Annotated in this window: 23 protein-coding genes; 7 read left to right on the forward strand and 16 right to left on the reverse strand. The window is 42.7% G+C overall.

The annotated features are described in order from the left end of the window. Positions 1 to 252: 252 nt before the first annotated feature. The 15 genes from ACWPAB_RS13915 to ACWPAB_RS13985 all read right to left on the reverse strand — a co-directional run bounded on the left by ACWPAB_RS13915 (position 253) and on the right by ACWPAB_RS13985 (position 12,908). Positions 253 to 453, reverse strand: a complete 201-nt coding sequence (locus ACWPAB_RS13915) for a hypothetical protein (protein WP_003567983.1) — start codon at positions 451 to 453, stop codon at positions 253 to 255. A 4-nt stretch (positions 454 to 457) separates the two neighbouring features. Next, positions 458 to 712, reverse strand: coding sequence for a Blp family class II bacteriocin (locus tag ACWPAB_RS13920; RefSeq protein WP_003567986.1), 255 nt, complete (start codon positions 710 to 712; stop codon positions 458 to 460). Positions 713 to 1,345: 633 nt separating this feature from the next. Further along, positions 1,346 to 1,465: a putative holin-like toxin gene (locus tag ACWPAB_RS13925; protein WP_003567987.1), complete on the reverse strand. Its 120-nt coding sequence runs from the start codon at positions 1,463 to 1,465 to the stop codon at positions 1,346 to 1,348. Between the two features lie 195 nt (positions 1,466 to 1,660). Next, positions 1,661 to 2,182, reverse strand: coding sequence for a YjbQ family protein (locus ACWPAB_RS13930; RefSeq protein ID WP_016380999.1), 522 nt, complete (start codon positions 2,180 to 2,182; stop codon positions 1,661 to 1,663). Further along, complete coding sequence (locus tag ACWPAB_RS13935; protein ID WP_003567991.1) at positions 2,179 to 2,871, reverse strand: triose-phosphate isomerase; 693 nt, start codon at positions 2,869 to 2,871, stop codon at positions 2,179 to 2,181. The genes ACWPAB_RS13930 and ACWPAB_RS13935 overlap by 4 nt, the downstream gene beginning before the upstream one ends. Positions 2,872 to 2,904: 33 nt before the next feature. After that, positions 2,905 to 3,768: a class II fructose-bisphosphate aldolase gene (locus ACWPAB_RS13940; protein ID WP_003585812.1), complete on the reverse strand. Its 864-nt coding sequence runs from the start codon at positions 3,766 to 3,768 to the stop codon at positions 2,905 to 2,907. Further along, on the reverse strand, positions 3,768 to 4,070 hold the full coding sequence (locus tag ACWPAB_RS13945; RefSeq protein WP_003579875.1) for a PTS sugar transporter subunit IIB: 303 nt from the start codon (positions 4,068 to 4,070) through the stop codon (positions 3,768 to 3,770). Before ACWPAB_RS13945 ends, ACWPAB_RS13940 begins: the two co-directional genes overlap by 1 nt. 76 nt (positions 4,071 to 4,146) lie before the next feature. Beyond that, positions 4,147 to 5,484 (reverse strand): PTS galactitol transporter subunit IIC, encoded by a 1,338-nt coding sequence (locus ACWPAB_RS13950; protein WP_003585814.1) that lies wholly within the window; start codon positions 5,482 to 5,484, stop codon positions 4,147 to 4,149. 112 nt (positions 5,485 to 5,596) lie between these two features. Next, entirely contained in the window at positions 5,597 to 6,076 is a 480-nt protein-coding gene (locus ACWPAB_RS13955; protein WP_003576701.1) for a PTS sugar transporter subunit IIA, read from the reverse strand. 5 nt (positions 6,077 to 6,081) lie between these two features. Next, positions 6,082 to 6,495 carry a PTS sugar transporter subunit IIA gene (locus ACWPAB_RS13960; RefSeq protein ID WP_003567997.1) on the reverse strand — a complete coding sequence of 138 codons (414 nt, stop codon included), beginning with the start codon at positions 6,493 to 6,495 and terminating at the stop codon, positions 6,082 to 6,084. Further along, positions 6,473 to 7,957: a BglG family transcription antiterminator gene (locus ACWPAB_RS13965; RefSeq protein WP_016380998.1), complete on the reverse strand. Its 1,485-nt coding sequence runs from the start codon at positions 7,955 to 7,957 to the stop codon at positions 6,473 to 6,475. The genes ACWPAB_RS13960 and ACWPAB_RS13965 overlap by 23 nt, the downstream gene beginning before the upstream one ends. Positions 7,958 to 8,300: 343 nt before the next feature. Beyond that, positions 8,301 to 9,383 (reverse strand): ElyC/SanA/YdcF family protein, encoded by a 1,083-nt coding sequence (locus ACWPAB_RS13970; RefSeq protein WP_032773090.1) that lies wholly within the window; start codon positions 9,381 to 9,383, stop codon positions 8,301 to 8,303. A gap of 330 nt (positions 9,384 to 9,713) precedes the next feature. Further along, on the reverse strand, positions 9,714 to 10,694 hold the full coding sequence (gene pdxA / locus ACWPAB_RS13975; protein WP_003568000.1) for a 4-hydroxythreonine-4-phosphate dehydrogenase PdxA: 981 nt from the start codon (positions 10,692 to 10,694) through the stop codon (positions 9,714 to 9,716). Positions 10,695 to 10,696: 2 nt separating this feature from the next. After that, positions 10,697 to 11,920: a four-carbon acid sugar kinase family protein gene (locus ACWPAB_RS13980; RefSeq protein ID WP_003585822.1), complete on the reverse strand. Its 1,224-nt coding sequence runs from the start codon at positions 11,918 to 11,920 to the stop codon at positions 10,697 to 10,699. Further along, the gene (locus ACWPAB_RS13985) at positions 11,907 to 12,908 is read right to left on the reverse strand and encodes a 2-keto-3-deoxygluconate permease (RefSeq protein ID WP_003585824.1); all 1,002 of its coding nucleotides are present in this window, start codon (positions 12,906 to 12,908) and stop codon (positions 11,907 to 11,909) included. The genes ACWPAB_RS13980 and ACWPAB_RS13985 overlap by 14 nt, the downstream gene beginning before the upstream one ends. A gap of 157 nt (positions 12,909 to 13,065) precedes the next feature. Between ACWPAB_RS13985 and ACWPAB_RS13990 the strand changes: the two genes are divergently transcribed. Continuing rightward, positions 13,066 to 14,793 (forward strand): sigma-54-dependent transcriptional regulator, encoded by a 1,728-nt coding sequence (locus ACWPAB_RS13990; protein WP_003585826.1) that lies wholly within the window; start codon positions 13,066 to 13,068, stop codon positions 14,791 to 14,793. Positions 14,794 to 15,004: 211 nt separating this feature from the next. On the opposite strand, the gene ACWPAB_RS13995 is transcribed toward ACWPAB_RS13990, so the two are convergent. Beyond that, entirely contained in the window at positions 15,005 to 15,610 is a 606-nt protein-coding gene (locus ACWPAB_RS13995) for a KpsF/GutQ family sugar-phosphate isomerase (RefSeq protein ID WP_003585828.1), read from the reverse strand. A gap of 279 nt (positions 15,611 to 15,889) precedes the next feature. Between ACWPAB_RS13995 and ACWPAB_RS14000 the strand changes: the two genes are divergently transcribed. The 6 genes from ACWPAB_RS14000 (at position 15,890) to ACWPAB_RS14025 (ending at position 21,840) form a co-directional block, all read left to right on the forward strand. Continuing rightward, on the forward strand, positions 15,890 to 16,345 hold the full coding sequence (locus tag ACWPAB_RS14000) for a PTS sugar transporter subunit IIA (RefSeq protein ID WP_003568005.1): 456 nt from the start codon (positions 15,890 to 15,892) through the stop codon (positions 16,343 to 16,345). 16 nt (positions 16,346 to 16,361) lie between these two features. Beyond that, entirely contained in the window at positions 16,362 to 16,658 is a 297-nt protein-coding gene (locus ACWPAB_RS14005; protein ID WP_003568006.1) for a PTS sugar transporter subunit IIB, read from the forward strand. A 32-nt stretch (positions 16,659 to 16,690) separates the two neighbouring features. Continuing rightward, a complete protein-coding gene (locus ACWPAB_RS14010; RefSeq protein WP_003568007.1) occupies positions 16,691 to 17,950 on the forward strand; it encodes a PTS ascorbate transporter subunit IIC in 1,260 nt (419 codons plus the stop codon). 37 nt (positions 17,951 to 17,987) lie between these two features. After that, on the forward strand, positions 17,988 to 18,887 hold the full coding sequence (gene dapA / locus ACWPAB_RS14015) for a 4-hydroxy-tetrahydrodipicolinate synthase (protein ID WP_003585830.1): 900 nt from the start codon (positions 17,988 to 17,990) through the stop codon (positions 18,885 to 18,887). 133 nt (positions 18,888 to 19,020) lie between these two features. Next, a complete protein-coding gene (locus ACWPAB_RS14020) occupies positions 19,021 to 19,653 on the forward strand; it encodes a beta/alpha barrel domain-containing protein (protein WP_016371035.1) in 633 nt (210 codons plus the stop codon). A gap of 117 nt (positions 19,654 to 19,770) precedes the next feature. Further along, positions 19,771 to 21,840, forward strand: a complete 2,070-nt coding sequence (locus tag ACWPAB_RS14025; RefSeq protein WP_003585834.1) for a BglG family transcription antiterminator — start codon at positions 19,771 to 19,773, stop codon at positions 21,838 to 21,840. Positions 21,841 to 22,018: the final 178 nt, after the last annotated feature.

The following is a 22,018-nucleotide window of genomic DNA, read 5'->3' on the forward strand; positions in this document are numbered from 1 at the left end:
ATGCGATATAACTATTTCATGAGTTGCTTGCGGAGCGGGATATTGGTCAGGACAATATCTAGAAACCGAAAATCATCGGGATAACAACCGTACATATGCCGATAAAGCCTATCCACATTGAGTCCAGCAACCGTCTTCGAATCAAATCACGACGATTACGATGAACCAACCAAAGTATTCTAACAATTGTGAATATTATTACTAAAATGATTTCCAAACATATGATCCTGAAAACAAAATTCCAATTACTCATTAGTTTTTCAGAACTTCACCAAAAAATTGTGTAGCAGCACACAACGCGCCATCTGCAACTGCGCCGGGTCCAGTCCACCAGGTGATAAGACCGCACCCAACACCGGCGGCGCCAACCTTACCCCAATCAATTCCCTTTTTCCCGCCAATAATAACGGAAAGTTGTTCAACTTTGATATCTTCACCAAACTGAATTTTCATAAGATTATTCGCCTCCTAATGCAAACCCAACTAGGCATGCTAAACCACCAGCAGTAATACCCAAGGTTCCACCACTGACGGCTCCAGCAAGAGCGCCGACACCGGCAAATGGTCCAGTTGTTGCTATTGCACCTGCTGTAGCACCACCTTTCACGCCAGTAGCAGCAGTTCCCGCAATCGTTGCAAGGCAATCACCTTGCCCATATCCTCCAACGATCGTTTCCATTTCCTTTAAATTCAATGCCTGACTATTCTGCATAATTTTATTACCTCATCTTTCTGAAATCCTAGTAACCCTCTATCTACAAAGTCCAAAGTGTTTAGCTCAGCTTAATTTCTATTAGTTATTCTCACCCTCTCTTATAAGAAAACACGTTGTAGTTAAGTTGAGAGCTCTCTCAATTAATAATATACAAGACCTTGAACACTCTTTGCTGCCTAAAATTTAAACGTCGTCTTTTTAGCTTTTAACGTCGCTTGAAGGTATAGGCGGACTATAAAACGGTAAAATACGACATTATTTTTTTGCATTTTTCAATTTTAATCCTATAACTTTAAAATCGACATCATTGTGACGCCTTGATACCGCATGCTATAATGGAGACACAAAAGGGAGCAGTGGCTGCTACCAGTACTCCCCTGACAAGGCCGCTTAAGACGGCTGGCATTTACAGTCAAAGGGCCGTTAGACTTCCTGCCAGAAATCTAGTGACGGTCTTTTTTGCTGTCTAGGATTAAAATCAACATCATTGCAGCGCTTAGATCCTGCATGCTATAATGAAGATACAAAAGGGAGCACCGGCCGTAACCAGTACTCCCTTGACAAGACCGTTGAAGACGGTCAACATTCGTTTAAGCAATCAATTAAGACCGTCAAACTCTGTCAAAAGTTTTAGTGACGGTCTTTTTGATTGTCTAGAATTGCTACCACAATCGTGACGATGAGTGCAATCAATGATAGTATGAAACCACCAAAGACCAGCATCAGCATCAAGGCGTCAGCAACGGACAACTAGGCACCTCCCTTCGTATAGATTTTGATCATCGCGCATAGGCGATCACCTCACAATACGTTGGATTTGCCAACCGTCATTCACTTTCTTGTCTCATCCATTATGCCATACCAAATAGCAAAACGCCTAGAGTCGCAAAGATTCTAGGCGTTTTTTAATTCGTTAAAATAGTGTTTATCTAAAAATACCTGCCATCAAGCTTCACCCTGTACCAGCACATTGCAATGTCTTGTACGGACGCGATTTTGGTCCCAGTCAACAAAGTAAATAGACCCAACTGATCCGGTTTGAATCTCACCATCACGAATCACAAAAGTTTCGCTTGCGCCGAACATTGAAGCTCGAATGTGGGCATCTCCATTCAAAACAGTGCCATCATCACCTTTATAGGCAGGGTTGTCCTGAATGCTATGCAGGAAGTCAATATGCTTAGGGCCAGGATACTTATAGTTCGTATTTTCCGTGAGTTCTCGCGGGACCAATTTATCCAGTTGACGGCTCATACCGACTAGCAGATACTCGTCGCCATTAAAGTCCCGATCATGCGTAAATTCTTCAAAGATCACCGAACAAGTCGTATGTGGTGATTGAACGACACAAATGCCATTTTGAACGCCACTGGCCTTCACAAATTGTTTCACCTGATCAGTCACATTATGAAATGTCACCCGATGGCCATTTGAAGTTAGATCCAACACTTCACTTTTAACTGTCATGCTAACTGTGCCTCCTTGTATGCCACCATTGCACCCATCATTTCCGTCAATTTTGCGCGCCAATCAGGGGCATTAATAATACCGCTTGTGCCACCAGTTCCATCAGCACCCAATGCCAATACCTTTTTGACGTCTGCGCCAGTACTAACGCCAGCTGCTTGCATGATCAAAATGTCAGGATCAACACTGCGAACGGCATCATTGGTTGCTTTAATATAGTCATCATTGCTGATACTTCCGGTCCCAATTAAACTGGTTGGTTCGCAAATCATCATGGTTGGGTGCAGACTCGCAATCGCGCGACTTTCAGAAGGCGTGTCGGAACAGACAATGGTCATTAAACCGACCGCTTTAGCACGGGTAATCGTCTTATCCAAAACACCGATTTCCAGCGGATTTTCAGCATGATTCAGGACAACCGCTTCAACATCCGCAGCTTTCAGGGCTTCAGGTAAAACATGGCCCATGCCACGGCCGGGAAGCAGCGGGTCCATGTGCTGTGCCGTGATGATCAAGTGGCTCGTTGCCGCCTTGATCCGTGGCAGATCAATCAGTTGCCCCGTAAATAAACAGTCAAGATGCTTTTCGGCAGCAATCTCATCCGCAATTTTTGCCAGCTTCACGGCATCATCACCATAAAGATACGACTTAGGATTCACAATGAAAAAAGGTTTCTTAACACTTGCCATTCCAACATCACCCTTTCTTGAAAAGATTGAAACTCACAGCGCACCGAGTACCGTTTTCTCTTCAACTTGATGCAACTTGGCCGTATTGAAAACATCAACATAGTGCTCATCCAGTGCTTCAACTGCTTTCTGTTCGGCTTCGATCATCTTAAGAACACTTTCATAAGGCTCTGCTTGGGCTGCATGCAAGGCAGCATTGGCCAAGTCAGTGTAGATATTGACCTTAGTGATACCCAGTGCCGCGGCCTTGCTTAAATTCTCATCACCAGATGACGACCCACCGTGGAGAACCAATGGCACTGCAACTGCTTGTCGCAATTCACTGAGCCGCTCAAAATTCAGATGTGGTGTCTTGGCACTCTTATAAACCCCGTGCGAGGTGCCGATTGACACGGCTAAAGAATCAACGTTGGTACGTTTAACAAACTCGACAGCCGCCTCAACCTCGGTATACTGATTGGCGTCATCCGCACTCAAGCCAGTGCCGACATGGCCGATTTCCGCCTCAACAACGACCCCGCGTTGATGGGCATAATCAACGACATCCTTCGTCACGGCAACGTTTTTATCGAACTTTTCAGCAGAGGCGTCAATCATGACCGAAGTAAAGCCATGATCAATGCCATACTTAACCAAGTCTGGTGAGAACCCATGATCTAGATGCAGGACAATCGGAACTTTGGCATGAGCGCCATAGAATTTTCCTAGGATCAAAGCTTCATCAATATCAATATCGGCTTCATGCTTCTGTGCCCATGCCAACAATATCGGCACATTTTTCTTCTCAGCAGCTGCTACATGGGCGCGGGCTGACATTTCATCCCAAAAGTTGAAGTGTGGAATCGCAAAACCACCTTCGCGCGCCGTTAACAACAAGTTTTTTGAAGAAATGAGCATTATTTTTTCTCCTTTCCTGTTTCGATATCCTGCTTGATCTTGTCGTAAACTTTGTCGGCACCAATGCCGGTCAGCAACGGCACACCATCAATGACTTTCTCTTTAATCGAATCTGGTACCAATGTTGTGGAAACAACGATGTCATAATCATCAATATGATTGACTTCCTCAGCCACTTTGCTTTGGTACAACGTCACGTCTTTTGTAAGTCCTTGATTGTCCAACCAAGTCTTAAGCTTGCCCATGACGACAGTTGAAGTTGCAACACCGGTACCGCAGATAACTAATAACTTTTGTGTCATGATTTTTCTCCTTTTTTGTAAGCACGAGCCGGCCTAACAATCAGGCTGCATCTCATGTTTTCTAGCTACAATGAACTTAGGCTGTAACTTTTTCTTGCTTGTCCCGGACTTTGTTAAGCCAGAATAGTAAACCCAAAGCAACGATGAACAACACGCCGACGCCGAGCCACTGGAACTTTTCACCCATCATGAGATAGATAAAGTTGGTCCACAATCCGCCATCACTCAAGGCTGAGATAGAGTTGTTGCCACCCATATTGAAACTGGCAGCCTTGGCTAGTTTGGTGATCAACGGCGCCGCCCAACTCGCAACATAGAGGCTAATCGCAATATCAACGGTCCCCGCCACCACGGTTCTGAAAATATCGCCTTTAAAAACGGCGGCAAACAATGCGATGAAGAATGGAATCGTTGCTAAATCACCAAACGGTAAGACCTTGTTCCCTGGCAAAACAATGGCAAGTAGTAACGTAATCGGCACTAACAGCAGTGCTGATGACAAAACGGAACCTTGTCCAATGGCCAAAGCACTATCCATCCCGATGTATAACCTACGACCTGGAAAATGCTTTTTGATCATGTCATTGGCGCCTTCAGAGATAGGCGTTAAGCCTTCCATCAGCAGTGAAACCATGCGCGGCATCAACATCATGACCGCTGCCATACTGACAGCCAGGTTCAGAACCTTATTCAGTGGTTGTTGGGCAAGAAAGCCGATGATTAACCCGATAATGGCGCCGATGACCGTCGTATCACCAAACACACCTAGGCGTTTTTGAATTGTTTCAGCGTCCAGATGGATCTTGTTGATGCCAGGAATCCGATCAAACAACCAGTTGAATGGCAACGCGAAGACGTAACCTGGGGCTGACAAACCATGCGGGAAGGAAATGCCTTCCAAACCGTAATACTTGCCGACAGTTGGTGCACTCAGATCAGCGAAGAAGTACGTGAACATGGTCACCACAACCATCGTGGCAAGTCCCAGCCACATGTTGCCTGTCAGTGTGTACAAAATGGAACCGGCAAACGCGACGTGCCAATAATTCCAAATATCGACATCCAGCGTTTTGGTTAGGCCAAGAATCAGCAAAATAATATTCGTACCAACGCCAACGGGAATAGCCATCGCGCCTAATGCTGTGCCATATGCGATCGCTGAAGCTGCCGGCCACCCAACATCAATGCTGCTGAGATGCAAACCATAATTACTGATCATTGACTTTGTTGCTGGTCCTAAACTGGTTGTCAGTAAATTAATCACCAAGTTCAGACCAATAAACCCAATCCCAATTGTCAGTGCGGATTTAAACGCTTTGCCTGGTTTGATTCGCAATGCGAGCCCAAAAAGAAACAATAGTATTGGCAAGAAGACACTCGCCCCTAAATTGACGATCCATTGAAGTACTTGCATTGAAGTTCTCCTCCTTTAAACGCGTTTACAGTCGCAGAAATTTCCAGATAAGAGCGCTTGTTCACGCTCTCTTTAAACAACTGCCTTGCTGCAAAATTTCCCACACGTGCCGTTACAAAACACCCTGTTCCGTCATGAAATGAATGAAGTCATCTGCTGTCTTAATTTTCCTAAAAGCTGTCATTTCTGCATCATCAGCAAACAATCCCATTAATTTCTGCAACATATCCAACTGTTGATGCGCTGTTTTGAGCGCCAGAACAAATAAATAATTAACAGACACAACGTCTGTGGCACTCGCCATTTGCCGAAATTCAACTGGGGTTTTTAAAGAAACAAAACCAATCTGATCATGGATAACCTGATCGGCATCCGTATGCGGAATCGCCACGCCAATACCATCATTTAATTGCAAGCCAGTGGGATAGGTTTGTTCCCGCGCAATAATGGCCTTTTCAAAAGTCGGCGCGACAGCTCCCGCCTTTAATAATTGATCTGCAACCGCTTTCAATGCTGTGTTGCGATCAGAAAACGTTTGATCAAAAGTAATCACGCGATCCGAGAAGAAATGATTCACGCTTGTCTTCTCCATAACATTCACTCCATTTCGAACAATTGATTAGTTGATGCTTCGTCCGCCAACTGTTGCATGATCGGCCGAAGCTTAGCGCCATCGTCGCCGTGAGCAGCAATGGCTAGTACCACGAATTTATCGACAAGATGATCCTCACCTGAGTAAGCAGATCGCCAACGCATGGGTATCGCGGATTTGATCAGCAGCACCCCTGCCTCCGAGACCGCATCAGAGATCAGGTGCAATAAGACAACACCATAGCCGATATACGTTTCTCCTTCGTGCTCCCGTTCCATGATGCGTTGGCGAACCTCTGCTGCCGTCAACTCAGGGACATCTCGCTGAATGTTGGTCGCGATGACTTGAAAAAGATGAGTCTGATCAAATGGCGCGCTCATTTTGATCAACTGCACATTACTCGATTGCTTTAATGGCATGGCGAATCTTCTCCTTATCTAAATTTGACAACACAGCGCTCACTAATACCTTTGGGATTGCTAGTTTGTCATACTGCGAACCTTTTAGATCAATAGTTGAGACGATCAAATCCGTATTTTTAAGTGAGTTCAGATCAATATCGGTGAATAACCCTGTCGCAGTTTGGTCAATCTTTAATTCTCTAAATGTTTTTTCTAGTTTGACTCGGAGCAGTTCCGATGTGCCAATACCGCTGGCGCAAATGACCAACGTTTGAATCTTATGATCCTGCTGTTCCAAAAACCGGGCAAAATACATGACGATAAAACCAATCTCGTTTTCAGAAATTTCAGGTAAGGCAAATTTTTTAGTCGCTTGCTGTGTACCCTCAGCTAAAACCTCGAACAAACTGGCATATTCACGTTTAATATCAGTTAACAACCCATTTGTGACGGCAATATTGTTTTCCAATCGATTAATGAGCGGTGCCACATGACCGGCTAACTCCCGCCAAGTCGTTTGTTGAATATGCGCAGTTGGTAAGTGCTTATTGACATAGTTAATGAGAAAAGCCGAAACCTCATGAACTTTGGGACTGTATGAAAGCATTTTGACGTTAGGCGTTTCATTGTCAATTCCTGAAGAAATTAAATATTGAAAGAGATAATCCGTTTCTTCTGGTGGCAACTGTTTAGCCAAGTAATTTTCAGTGTTGTCAATAATAATTTCAGCCAATCGATAAAGATGCATATTCTGCAGCATCAACTTGCGAACTTCCACGCTATTCACAATCTTGAGCCGCTCAACTTTTCCTTGACGACGAACGCGTTGAATTAAGATGTACAAGTGCGACAAAATATTCACATTATACGGATAAGCCAGTTTGCCGCCGGTCGCTTGTTCAATCACTTGCACCTGTCTTGTGATGAATTGCTGGTCGTAATCTGTAATGCCTTCAATCGTGCCGCCAGTGGTAATCGTGGACATGTTTTGCAAAACCGCACTGAGTTGTTCACGAATTCGTGTTTCTTCGCCTTCGATATGAACGGTATTACTGGTCCGTATCAGCACCAACTTTTTCTTGGCCAATCGTCGCTTGAGATACAGCAAATCATTATCAATCGTCGCATCGCTCACATATTGTTCCGTATACAAATCATCCAATGACATTTTTACTGGTGCTCGAAATAGCAGCTGTTCCAACACCTGATTTCTTCGTTCAAGACTACTTTGACTAGCACTGTCCATCTGCTCATTGGAGGAACTAAGATCAGGCAATGCACTCGGCAACAGCCTCGCACCTTTCCCACGAATCGTTTGAATCACAGGTTCATCCGATTGCTCATTAATTTGATCAATGTGGCGATAAATCGTTTTTGTTGACGTGCCTAGTGCTGCCGCAACCTCTGCTGCATTGACAAAACCGGCACTGCGAGACAAATAGTCCAACAAGGCTCGATCGAGATCCCCAACATGATTCACTATTGCAACACCTCCTCACACGTGCAACCGCTTACAAATATAGTACAGTGAAGCCCATTGCCAATCGACATAATCTGGTGTCCATAGGTTCGGACATTGGGTTTGTGGACATCTACCTGAAACTCGCGTCAAAAAGATTCGGTAGCCTCCGAAGCACTACAAGTATTAACTTCTATAGATAAAAAGGGTATCGTTTCGCCTTACGTCATTAGGTTAACCTCTGACATTCAAATAATGTGAATGCCACGCAAAAATAGCCGTCCCATTAATTGAAGAACGACTATATCAATTTGATGCTATTTGGATCTTTTTTTCAAAAACGATGCTTCACCATTCAGTTCAATTACCGCTGCAATCCTGGTAACTGCCAAACGCCATTAAGTCGTAACACATCGTCCGTAATGGCATTTTTCTCTGGCGTACCATAGTTATTAAGGATCTTTTTATCGTCCACGTACGCAACCTGTGTGAGAACAGGTGCCTTATCGTTCTTAGATGTATTGCTTGCAAGAACAATGTCCCCCGCCATTCGATACAGTAAAAATGCTCGGCGCATGTGGGTGGCACTCGTAATGAGTGTCGCACCTGTTGCCCCTCTATCAACTAGTTCGCGCACTGAAAACAGGGCATTTTCAACGGTATTCGTTGACAAATCCTCTAATTCGATTCGCTTTTTGGCGATGCCATGCGCGACTAGCCATTTCTGCATAACCGTTGCTTCAGTCAACTTATTCTCCGGAACGCCGCCAGCAACTAAAATCTTTGACTTGGGATACTTCTTAGCTGCTTTCAAAGCAATTTCAAGTCGCTTTTTCATCGTTGGTTGCATCTTACCATTTGGACTTAAAGCATAACCGAGAACAACAAAGTAGTGATGACTATCTTTAGGCAAGTCATTTGGTATCTTGGTCTGAATGTCCAACTTGCCAATCTCATCAATTTGGCTAAACGCCTTCGTGAAAGTCGCGGTCTTCTCTGCGTTCTGTGCCTGAAGTTTGGCAATGTTATCGTCATACGTAGCCGTGTCACCTGTAACGCTACTAAAAGCAGCAAGTTTAAGCCGTGCGTCAAAGTTCGTAGGGTCCTTCTTCAAAATGTTCTGCCACATCTTTGCCGCAGCCGCATTATTATTTTGCATCCGATAAGTAGAGGCTAGATCCATTTGTAAATTCAAATTCTGCGGATCAATTTTGATTGCTTCTTTAAATAACTGCTCAATGACATCGAAATTACTCTTGATGGTGATACCCTTAAAAACCTTTTTCTCGTTCTTCTTGAGTTGGCCACCATTCCAATAGTAGTAAATAGCCGCATCCTCTAAATCGCTGACACGCTGTTCTGTTGGCATTGTCTTTTGAACCGTTTCAGTAACCTCTTGGGCCTGCTTCTTAGTCATCGTGATTGCTTGACTATTGACTGGGTTCACTAACGCCACCGACAGTAATATTGAAACTACACCTATCCAAATTTTTTTCACTCTAAGTCCCCCTTGTATGATATGGATTCATTTAAAATTGTAACCGATTACATAAGTTTTGAGAACCCCGTTAACTATTATTAATTCTAAAACAAAATATTCTATTAACGATATCAACTGAATAGATACTTCTGTACATAATAGTTTTTTACAAAAAAAGCGCCTGCCCGAAAGCAAGCGCACCTTAAAATTCAACTGATTTTAACAACTCGAATACGCTCATAAACGAGTAATCATCAAGAAATCTCTTTCCAAACATCAACACGGCACAACTATTAATTACGCATTGTGACCAAACTTTATCGCAAGCGCAATTGAAGCTAACATCGACGATTCATTAGCAATGCCCTTTCCAGCAATATCAAAAGCCGTCCCATGATCAACTGATGTTCGAATAATTGGCAGTCCGAGCGTAACATTAACACCTTCATCAAAAGCCAATAGTTTCATTGGAATGTGTCCTTGATCATGATACATTGCAACAACAATATCAAACTTGCCCTGTGAAGCCTTCAAGAAAACGGTATCTGGCGGTAGAGCGCCCTGCACGTCAATCCCTTGTGACTGCTTCTCCTTTACGGCAGGATTGATTTCCTTAATTTCCTCATCGCCGAATAAGCCATCTTCACCAGCATGCGGATTTAAACCTGCAACAGCAATTCTAGGCTTGCTTATACCAAGACGCTTTATCGCACTGTTAGCTAAATCAATACATTCTTCAACTCGAGCCTTTGTCACAAGGTCACACGCCTTACGCAGCGGCACATGTGTCGAAACGTGTACAACCGCGAGTTTTTTGCTCCATAGCATCATCGTGTATTTTTTAGTGCCAGTGAACTCAGCAAAGATTTCAGTATGACCATCAAAATTATGCCCGCCTTTGTGAAGCGCATCTTTATTTAATGGCGCTGTCACAACAGGACCAATTTTCTTCTTCATTGCTAAATCAATTGCCACTTTTAAGAACTGAAATGCTGCGTCGCCTGAAATAGGGCTTACTTCGCCAATTGGAATCTTATCTAACGGAATATCCATGACATTATAGATATTAATTTTTCCGGCTTCAAACTGATCGACATCTTTGATGAAATTCAAAGGCGTCTTAATCTTTAAGAGATCGGCATAGTACGTCATGATTTCCTTAGATCCAAAAATAATACTTTCATTCAAATATTGCTCGTTTTTCATTAAGGCCTTGAGTGAAATCTCCGGTCCAATTCCAGACGGGTCTCCAATTGTAATCCCAATAAAATGTGTCATTTTTATCCTTCCTCGTTAAGTATTTTCAGGCTTTGGAAAAGTGTGTCCTCGCTGCCAAATGCACCTGCTTTAGTCACGATTCTTAGACCGCTTGCAACCCCGCCGACTAATTTACTTAGCACAACGCCTGGCATTATCTCTGATTGAATTTCAGAGCCGCTCGCATTCAATGATCGAATCATTTCGATCGCTGTATCACCACCTGTTAAGAATAGCCCGCTAATACTTTCGTTCTTGACGATTCCAGAAGCAATTGCGGCAAGATTCTCTCGGACAATCCGACTAATTTCTGATCTATCAACTGTGCCCATTTTTTTAAAAGCGTCAATTGTTTTTTGATAGTCTTCTTTTCGTCGAGTTACAGTAAGAACAGTATTTTTGCCTTCTTTCAGTTTTGATCGAACCATCGCCTGGTATTTTGTAATTAGTGCTTTCCTATCAGGTTTCAACATATCGTTTATCTGAACCGTTATGATTGCTGTACCAGCATCTACAGCATATGCCATCTGTTTTAAACTGGTTTCGCTAATAGATCCAACGACTGCTAAACTCGGTTTTGCAATCCTGCTTTTTTGGAATAGTGCACCAGCTAATCCAGCTGAGCCCACATACAATATGCGCTTCTTCAAAGATTGCGCAAATTTTGCAATCACTGTTAAATCTTCATCAGTAATAGCATCAAAAACCAGAACCTTTGACGACCTTGGCGATAAATCGTTAGTATCGGTTTTTGCAAGTGCAACCTCTGATCCAAATTCCTTTTTCAGCATCTTAACAATATCGTCAGTCCATAAGGGGTTTAACGGATCGTTCGCAATATCCGTCTGCATTAACGGCTTTCCATTCAACATCTGAACACCTTTAACAGTCGTCCTACCCGCCGTCGGTAATGCTGGGGCAACAACGATCAAATCCGGCTGATACTTATCCGCTACAGCATGGATTTCCTCTGCAATATTGCCTCGAATTGTGGAGTCGACTTTCTTATAGACTAGATCAAACTGATTTTGTTCCATGATTTTGCTTGTTAGTGTCGCAACCTTTTCAAATGCTGCTGTTGCCGGAATAGTGCGCGACTCTGTATCCAGAACAATGGCATGATCGATGGTATCACCAGTGGGAAATAGCATCACTTCAGTCTGGAAACCATTTTTCTTAAGTTGTACGCCAGTGTCGTTAGCACCGGTAAAATCATCGGCGATAATAAGATGCTTACCCTTGTTCATTTTCGATCACCTCCATTTCCTTTTCTGCAACTGACTCGCTATGCCTTTCTGGATGGATTTTCTTCTCATGCCGATCCAGCAAGCTCACAAGCAAAGGACATAGAAGCGCGGTGACAATAATTGCTGCTGCAACTTGGGCTGTCGCCTGAGCAGCGACTTGTCTAAATGCGGGATCAATTGCAGCAACAGCTGCAGGTGTCCCAATCGCGTTACCAGCAGTGGCTCCCACGGCCGCTCCAACTTGAGGAAATTTCATTTTCAGCAATTTATAAACATAATACCCTGCTAATCCAGTAACAACTGTACAGAAGATTCCTAAAATAATACCACTAATGCCAGCGTCAACAAGTTGGCTAAGGTTCAAAGCAGCACCTAACGGAAATGCAAAGAATGGTATGAGTAAGGTTGTCCCAGGTGCCAAGAACTTACGAATTTCGGAGTCGGCATTACCAAGAATAAACCCAATTAGGATTGGCATGATAGCTGCAATTAATGCCGTTATCGGAATCTTTGCCAAGCCGGTTGCTCCGAAAGCAATCATGGTAAAGAAGGGACCATCACTTAAAGCAATAATCGATGTCGCCCCAACATCTGTTGCATCCCCATACTCACCAGCAAGTGCGGCATACAGGCCGCCATTCTTGTTGGTCATCGAAGACACAATTGCTAACGGGCTCAACCCAAAGACACCCGCAAGTCCGAAGAAATGATTAACCAGAACACCCAAGACGGCACCAATGCCAACTTTGGTTATGAGCAAAACAACACCCTTGTAGACTGAAACACCTGCCTCTTTAATACTGATCTGTGCACCGCTACAAAATAAGAACGCTGCCAGCAATGCCATGGCTCCGGTTTTAAAGAGTGCCTCTGTAAAGCCGCCAAGTTCAAAAAACTGAGGGAAAAATGTATTTGTTAATGCTCCTAAGAGCAGCGGAACGACCATCATTCCGCCCGGCAGTTTCTTAACCGTTTTTAAAATGTGCATCTTGCTACCTCCTTCTTGCATTAAATACAATGTAAAGCGCTTGCAAAAAATGCTCAAACGGAATATGTTCAAAATGTGCTCTCTTTTGAAACGCTCGATAAATTCCCTAAGTAATTTTTAAAAAGCGTTTCAATCTGAAACGCTCAGGAGGTTTAAGATGCTTAAAGTACTTGCAATTGCACCGTATCAAAACCTGAAAACAAAAATTGATGAAATAGCTGAGGATTTTAAAACACTTTACGTTGAGTCTTACGTTGGTGATCTGAGTGTAGGATTGGCTATCGCTCAAAAAAAGGCATCTAAATTTGATGTTGTTATCTCTCGCGGTGGTACAGCAAAACTACTTGCGAAATATATAGACAGACCACTAGTTGAAATTGATCTGTCACTCCTGGATATCTTAAGAGTCATTCGCCTTGTAGAAGTATATAAATATAACTATGCGTTTATCGGTTTCTCAAATGTCACTGAGAAAATCAAACTTCTAGGTCAGATTCTTAGCAAAGAATTGCAAGTTATCACGATCTCATCTTCTGCAGAATTACCGGAAATCATTGCAGGCCTTAAGAAACAAGGATACAGCATGATTATTGGTGATAATATCACTTTTAATGAAGCTCGAAAGAACAATTTGAACTCTATTTTGATTGAATCAGGTGATGAAAGTATTCAGAACGCATTAGTGGCGGCACGTTACCTAGGAACAGAACTTCAGAAAAGGACTGAACAATATCGTCTAATTGACAAGACTCTGATGGCATTTGATGAAACCATTATGGTTATGAGTAAACAAGGCAGTCTAGTTTATCAAAACAACGAAAAGTTCTCCAAAAAAAGAAGCCAAGCCGTTCTCCGCGAACTAAAAGGAACGCTTGCCAACTCGTCAACAGATACGTTGACACTATTTTCACGATCAGAAGGCCAACTATATAGGATCAATGCAAAACTACGAAATGCACTCTGGTTTGTATTAGTCAGTCCGCTTCAAATATCTTCTTCCCAAACGGCGCCAATAAGTAATTTTCTCCCCGCACCAAAACAGGATGTCAGCTCAGTCAATATTGGCAACTTATCCAAGGACATACAAAAAGCCGCGAAAGCCAAAAGTAATGTGCTCCTGATCGGTGAAAAGGGGACGGCGAAACTCGCTGCGGCTGAACACATGGCATCACTGATCAAGCTTAGACACTATTGGAAAATCGACTTTACCAGAATGACCTCAAAATCTGATTACTGGCGATTGTTCAATGACGATACTTCACCTCTACTGGATCATCATTCATTGTTTATTATTGACGGTGTTGAAACATTGAATGATGATCAACTTAAGGCGCTGCATAGCTTTTACGCGATGTCGGAGACGACTGGTAATATCTATATATTGATTTGTGAATCAAATGACAAAGAAATTCAAATAATCGACCTTTTTCACTCTGCTTTTCAAATCACCACCGTTGCGCTGCGCCAGAGAAAGTCAGATTTAGGATCACTGATAAGTCTGTACCTCTATCAATTCTCTAAGCAACATCGAAAAAGTGTGGTCGGTATTAATCAAGACGGCATGCACATTCTTGATTCATATTCATGGCCTGGGAACTTATCACAACTAAAACGCGTTCTAGAACAATTTGTTATCAACGCGAATGGTCCCTTTATTTCTAGTGAATCCGTCAAGCAAATGATCTTTAGCGAAGAAAATCGCTATATTGAAAAGCAACGTGACAAGGGTACCTTCAATCCGCTCTCGTTATTTGAAGGTAAAACATTAGACGAAATACAACAGCAAATTATAACTATTCTGTTAAAACACAATGGCGGAAACAAGACTCAAACTGCTAAGCAACTTGGTATCAGCAGAAGTACGCTATGGCGACTCTTAAAATAGTGTGACAGCTTTGTTAATGTAATTTTGCTTTTAACACTGGTATGAACATGCCAACCATGAATCTCATTTACGTTAACAAACAAATAGTGTCAACAATTTCCACCCTGGAAATCATTGACACTATTTTTCGTTTTCTCAGTTTGAGAGCTATAGCGTAGTAAAGATTATCACTTCACCTTTGAGAAACTTTGTGAATACGATATCCACATACTTAAACAGCTTTTTCTCCAAGCAACTTACGCCCAAGCGTACCCGCTGGATGGAAAACAGCAAAATCCTTTGGCCCAAAGTTTCTAATCGATGAAAGTGCGCAAGCAATCGCATCACCAACCATCAAAACAGCAGTTGAACTATTTGTTGGTGCTAAGTTCATATCGTCTGCTTCTGATTCAACAGGAATCAAAAGCACCTGATCACTCGCTTCTGCCAATGATGAGTTTGAGTTGCCAGTAAAAGCAATCGTGTGAACATTCATAATTTTTAGTGATCGAATAGGCGCAAGAATTTCTTTAGTCTCGCCACTATTCGAAATTAAGATGACAACATCGTTAGAAGAAATCATTCCAAGGTCACCATGTACACTCTCTGTCGCATGAACAAAAAATGCTGGCGTTCCTGTACTTGCAAATGTGGCTGCTAGCTTTTTACCGATATGCCCTGACTTCCCCACACCCATAAACACGACTTTTCCATGGAGATCAAGCAAGGTTTGGAGAATCTCAGTATAAGAATTGTCAATATTCTGTTCTATTTCAGACATGGCATGAATTTCTCTTCGCATGTATTTGTGAATTAATTCTGTATATTTTTTCGTCATTCTAGAGCATCTCCCTTCACTATTCGATTTTTAGATCGTTGTATCATCAAAGGCAACAAACTTTCCTTTCACTTTTTGTTTTTCGACTGACAAGTCTCTAAAAATTTAATTGTGAATTTATACACAACTCCGCATCCTCATTTGTTTTCATTAATTTTCAATCTAACGAAGTTGCAGAAATTGTGGGCTCAAAAACAATGAAGACAACCATCGACTCTTGTAGAGCCGTTATACAAGCGCTTACATTATAGTCGTACCAAGGAACAGGTGGTGTTGTAAATGATCGAAAAAGTGATAAATCCAAAGTTGATTCAATTAGCGATCAAAGCGGTCGATTGGAAGGATGCTATCCATCAAGCCGCACAGCCGCTAATTGATAACAATGATGTCACTGAACATTATGTCGAAGGAATCATCCGCTCAGTCAAGGAATATGGTCCTTACTTTGTTATCGCACCGCATGTTGCTCTAGCTCATGCACCTAGCAAAGACGGTGCGAAAAAACTTGCAATGGGCATAACGACACTTGTACCAGGCGTTAATTTCAGTAATCCGGATAATGATCCGGTTAAATACATTTTCACTTTAAGTGCAACGGACAGTACATCCCATCTTAAGGCTATGCAGGAATTGGTTCAGTTACTGTCTGATGACGCCTTTTATCAAGTGCTTGATGGCGCTAAGGTTCCGCAAGACATCATGAATTATGTTAATAAAGCAGTTACAACTATTTAATTAAGGAGTGGTCAAAATGATTCAGGCTTTAGTTGCTTGCCGTGCAGGCGTTGGTTCCAGTTTAATGTTGAAAATCAAGTTGAATGAGGTTATTGCAGAACACGATTTACCAGTTGAAGTTCAACATGCTTCACTTGATGGTCTTTCAAGTTTTGATGGCCCGATTGTTGTCACCTTGAGTGATGTAGCAGATGACTTAAAAGAAGAAGGCATTCAGAAGGAAATCGTAGGGATCCGCAACATTTTAGACAAGAAAGAAATATTTGAAAAGATTACCAAGGCTCTGGCTGATTTAAACGCTAAACAAAAGTGAGAAAACGCGTGACGTAATGGGGGGATTAAAAGATGCATTTTCTAGTTAGCTTACTATCAACGCCAGCAATCTTGCTGGCAGTCGTATCATTCATCGGACTTTGTGCCCAACACAAACACCCAACTGAGATCTTTACAGGAACAGCAAAAACCGCAATTGGGTTTCTGATCTTCGGTGTTGGTGCAGCAACAATGACCGGAGCGTTGCAGAACTTCAACACAATGTTCACGAAGGGCTTTCATCTTGTTGGCGTTATAGCCTCACCTGAAGCTGCAACTGCACTGGCGCAAAACAAATACGGTTTTATCGTTTCGATGACGCTCATCTCCGGATTTGTCATGAACCTAGTGTTTGCCAGAATTACACCTTTTAAAAATGTGTTCTTTACAGGTGGTCACAGCCTGTTCTTCGCATGTGTTTTAGCATTAGTGCTCAAAGCAAACGGGATCGGCAATACTTGGGCCATTATTATTGGCGGTACACTTCTCGGCTTTATGTCGGCTTTCTTACCGCAACTCTGCCAGCCCTTTATGCGGAAGATCACTGGTGGCGACTTCCAAGCTATTGGCCACTTTAACATGATCGGCTATGCATTATCCGGTTTACTTGGCGGTATTTTCAAAAAACATGCCGACGAAACAACCGAAAACATTAAGTTCCCTAAGTGGCTTTCTTTCTTTAAAGACTTTTTGATGGGTGTTGCGTTTGTCATGTTAATTCTCTTCTATGTTGCTGCGATTGCGGCCGGTAAAACAGAAGTCCAAAAAATCGCAGGCACCGTAGATTGGTTAGTCTTCCCTCTGATCCAAGCATTGACCTTTACTGCCGGCATTTCCGTCCTGATGACTGGTGTTCGGATGTTCTTAGCTGAAATCACAGCTGCATTCGTTGCTATCTCCGATAAGTTTATTCCAGGATCCCGTCCAGCACTGGATGTGCCAACAATTTTCCCGTTCGCACCAACAGCTGTTTTAGTCGGCTTCCTTAGTTCATATGCTGCTGGATTAATCGCAATTGTCATTATGGTCATATTCCACTTCCCCATGGTCATTATTCCTGCAGCACATATTTGCTTCTTTTCAGGCGGCACTGCTGGCATCTTTGGAAATTCAACAGGCGGCTGGCGTGGCGCAATTCTCGGATCATTTGTTGTCGGGCTACTGTTAGCCTTCCTGCCTGTCCTACTGTATCCAACACTTTCCGGTTTGGGCATTACCACTTCAACTTTCCCAAATGTCGACTATAACGTTGTTGGATCATTGTTGAACGGTTTCCTGCATCTTTTCCATTAAGCAAATGCTTGTCGTCTTAAGAAAGGAAGTTTCATTTATGCCACTTATGTCCGGTATCTTTGTCGCAATGGTGACACCGTTCACAGATAATCAAGAAATTGATTACAAACGTACCGCCAAACTACTTGATCATCTCATGGCATCAGATATTGCGGGTGTTTTCATCTTAGGTACAAATGGCGAAGCTTATCTACTCTCCGCAGAGGAAAAAATTGTCTTTAGTTCCTTTGTCATTAATTATGTCAATCATCATATCAAAGTGCTGGTTGGTACTGGTTTAAATGGTACGGCTGAAACGATTGATCTCAGTAAGCGCGTTGCTGCATTGGAGCCAGATGCCTTGTCACTTGTTAGTCCGTACTTTGTGGCGCCTTCACAAGATGAATTGATCAAACACTACGAAGCAGTCGCTAATGCTGTTAAAGTGCCCATCATGCTTTATAACATGCCTGGAAAAACCGGTATCAATATCGAACCAGAATCGATTGCTGAATTATCTGCACACCCAAATATCATTGGCATTAAGGATAGTTCAGGCAAGCTTCAAAATCTCCAAGGTTATTTAGACAAACGGCGTAACAAAGACTTCTCCGTTCTAGTTGGTTCGGATTCAAAGATTCTCCCATTTCTAAAAATGGGTGGTGATGGGGCCATCGCAGCAACAGCGAACCTACTCACGAAAAATGATGTCAACATTTACATGGCATATCAAAATGGTGATTTGGAAACGGCTGAGAAATGTCAGCAAAATATTGAACCTCTTCGAAGTGTTTTGCACGGCGCGACAACTCCTGTTGCTCTAAAAGCCGCCGTCACTGCGTCTGGCATTAATGTCGGTCCATCTCGGCTCCCTGCTAGAATGCCAGCACCGAGTGACAAACTCAGTCAAGATATTGCCAATATGGTTGAGAACTACAAGGCACAGGCAATTATCTAGAGGAGATAGAGCGTGAGCTGATATGGAGCATAAGCAGCGTTGAGCGTGATGACCGTACTTTGTTTGGTTATTGTGGCCAATGCCCTTATGTGCATGTCTCTACACCAGTAAACACGTTTATAGGAGGATAACCTTGAAAAAATTTGATTTAACAAAACGGATATTAGACAGCGGTGCTTTAGCAGTCGTCCGTGCTACCCCTAGTCGCGTCGTCGAGATTGCTGAAAGCATCGTCAAGGGCGGCATTGACGTCATGGAAGTGAGTTACACCAATGCAGATGCTCCCGAGGCAATCGATGCCGTTCATAAAACTTTAGGTGACCAGATTCTTGTCGGCGCGGGGACTGTTTTGAACGCGCCAACAGCAAAAGACGCTATCGCTCATGGTGTTGGTTTTATTTATTCGCCGATGTTTGATACTGATGTAGCGAGTCTTTGTAATGAATATCAAATTCCATACGCCCCGGGCTGCACAACTGTAACAGAAGCAGTAACCGCAATGCGCGCTGGTGCAACATTCATTAAGTTTTTCCCGTATGGCGGATTACTTGGTTCGGAAGTCATCAAGACGATTAAAACGCCTATTCCGTATATGCCGCTCCTTGAATCAGGCGGTGTCACCGTTGAAAACGTTGTTGACTGGTTCAAGGCTGGTGTTGAAGTTGTCGGCGTTGGCGGGGCTCTAACAAAGGGCAGTACAAACCAAATCACCGCGAATGCTTCCGAATTCAGAAAAAAAATCGATTCGTTTCGTCATCACGGGTGAATAGGGTGTCTCAAAAAGCCAGGTCAACAGGACCCGGCTTTTTGCCCAATATCTTTTCTCGTATTTAACGAATCGTTCCTATCTTTCAAATGGGACCGAAGATTGAAGGGAGCAATCATGCTAGACATTAAACAACTACAGATTATCGATACAATTATTCAACATCCGATCTTAACTAAAAGTAGATTGAGATCTCAACTAAAACTTACCAGTAGACAAATTGACTATGCCATTGAAAAGCTAAATCAAAACCTCTCAGATCATGAGCAGTCGCTGATTGACACAGATGGTGCCTATATCATGGTTCCCAATGATGCCTACAATTACTTGCTCACGCTCCGTGCTTCAAAAAACTTGACCTCTCTTAATCGGTACGCCCTAAGTACTGAGGAACGTCAGCTTTTTCTGGAATTGTTATTGGCCTGCCGCGATGACTATTTATCTCTAGTTCATCTTCAGCAATACTTGCAGGTAAGCCAATCAACGATTTCAAAAGACTTGAAGTCACTTGAAAAAGCGTTGCTGAAATCACAACTTCACATCCACTACGATCGACAATCTGGCTACAAATTGGAGGGTCAGGAAAATCGAATTCGTTCTTTTATGATCAAAACCATTTCTGGCGAGCTTTTCAAGAATGAATCCGATCTTTTAAACACCTGTGCAAATTTAATCCAGCAAGTTGATGTCCCATCATTTTTAAAAAAAGTGGCTCAAACTGCACAGTTTCATCACATTAACTTCGTGGAAAATCGAATGCTGGAATTTGGTTACATTTTTATCTTTATGGTCAGTCGGCTCCGAATGAAACCAGATTACTTGCCGGCGAAGGCTCGTAAGATGAATATTGAATCAACTAACGAATACGCGTTTTCTCAAGATTTGCTAGTCCAAAATGGCATCAATCAAAGAACGGCAATTGATTATCTAACGACCATTACTTTGAGTCTCAGCATTGGCGGACTTGACGATCTTAAACTGGATCAAGAGATCTTTACCATCACCAATCAGCTGGTTCAAAGATTCTCGGATGTTTCTGGCATAGCTTTTAATGATGTGCATCAAGTCACGCAGCAGATATTCACTCACTTCAGATCCATGTATTACCGACTGCAATTCGATTATCCCATTATTAATCCGCTCACAGATCAAGTGATCGAAGAGTACGGTGAAATCTTTAGGCTGGTAGCTCAAGCATTGCGCTCCTTTGAGAACCGTCTTGGGAAAGTGCCTGATGCTGAAATCGCCTTTTTGACCATTCATCTTATTAGCTTTATTTACTCAGCTGACAGTAGGAAAACCGACTTGGTCACTGCTGCCATTGTGTGTCCGAACGGGATCGGTAGTTCAGCCTTGGCCTATCTGCAACTCACGAATCTTTTTCCAAACATTAAATTCTTGAAACCATTTCGGTATGTTGACCTGGACCAACATCTAGATGAAATTGATATGATCTTTTCAACTTTTTATCGAAGCGAATTGTTCACAAAGAAAAAACCTTGCTTCATTATCAACCCGATTATGACAAGTGAAGAGAAATATAATCTGATCCAAAGAGTTAACAGCGAGATGTCTTCGACTTTCTATGCCATTCCAACGCTGGGTTCCATCATGACTGTTATTGGCCGTGACATTGATAATCCGGAACTGCTTGCAAAGATTCGCCGCAGTCTAAATGATAAGTTGTTCCGAGCAAAGACCACCAATCGTGAAAAGGAATTGTCGTTGGCAGATGTCTTAAAACCTGATTATATTCAACTTAATATTAAGGCCAGAACACCGGAACAGGCGATTAGCATTGCAGCCTCGCCCCTTGTTACTGACAAAGCAGTGACTCAAGGTTATGTAGACGCCATCATTCAAAAACATGGTCGAAATTCGTTTGACTCTTATATCATTGCACCCCAAGTCGCGTTGCCTCATGCTAATCCAAACCAAGGTGCAAAGAGGGTTGCCATCAGTTTCGGTGTGCTCAATCAGCCGATTGCTTTCGATGAATTAAATAGCCGCTTTGTCAAATATATTTTTGTACTCAGTGCGGTGAATACAACTGATCATTTGTCTGTTTTACAGGATCTAATGAATTTATTGGAGAAACCAAGTTTTCTGAGAATACTTGCTGAACCGGCTCAAAAACCAGAGAATATTCTTCGCTTTTTAAGAGAGCACGCGCACAATGAATCATAAAGTTGTTCTACCTCTTTTCAGTTTACAAAGTAGTTCACCGCGTTCGCACCTTTGTCCAACAAAAGATCCGCAGTTCAATCGTCTGAAGTGACCAGACGATTGAACTGCGGATCTTCATTATTTTGTGAAAGTTTTTGGACTAATCAGAATGCGATCAATTCATCACTCAGCCGTCACC

The organism is Lacticaseibacillus sp. 30 (genome assembly GCF_053819265.1).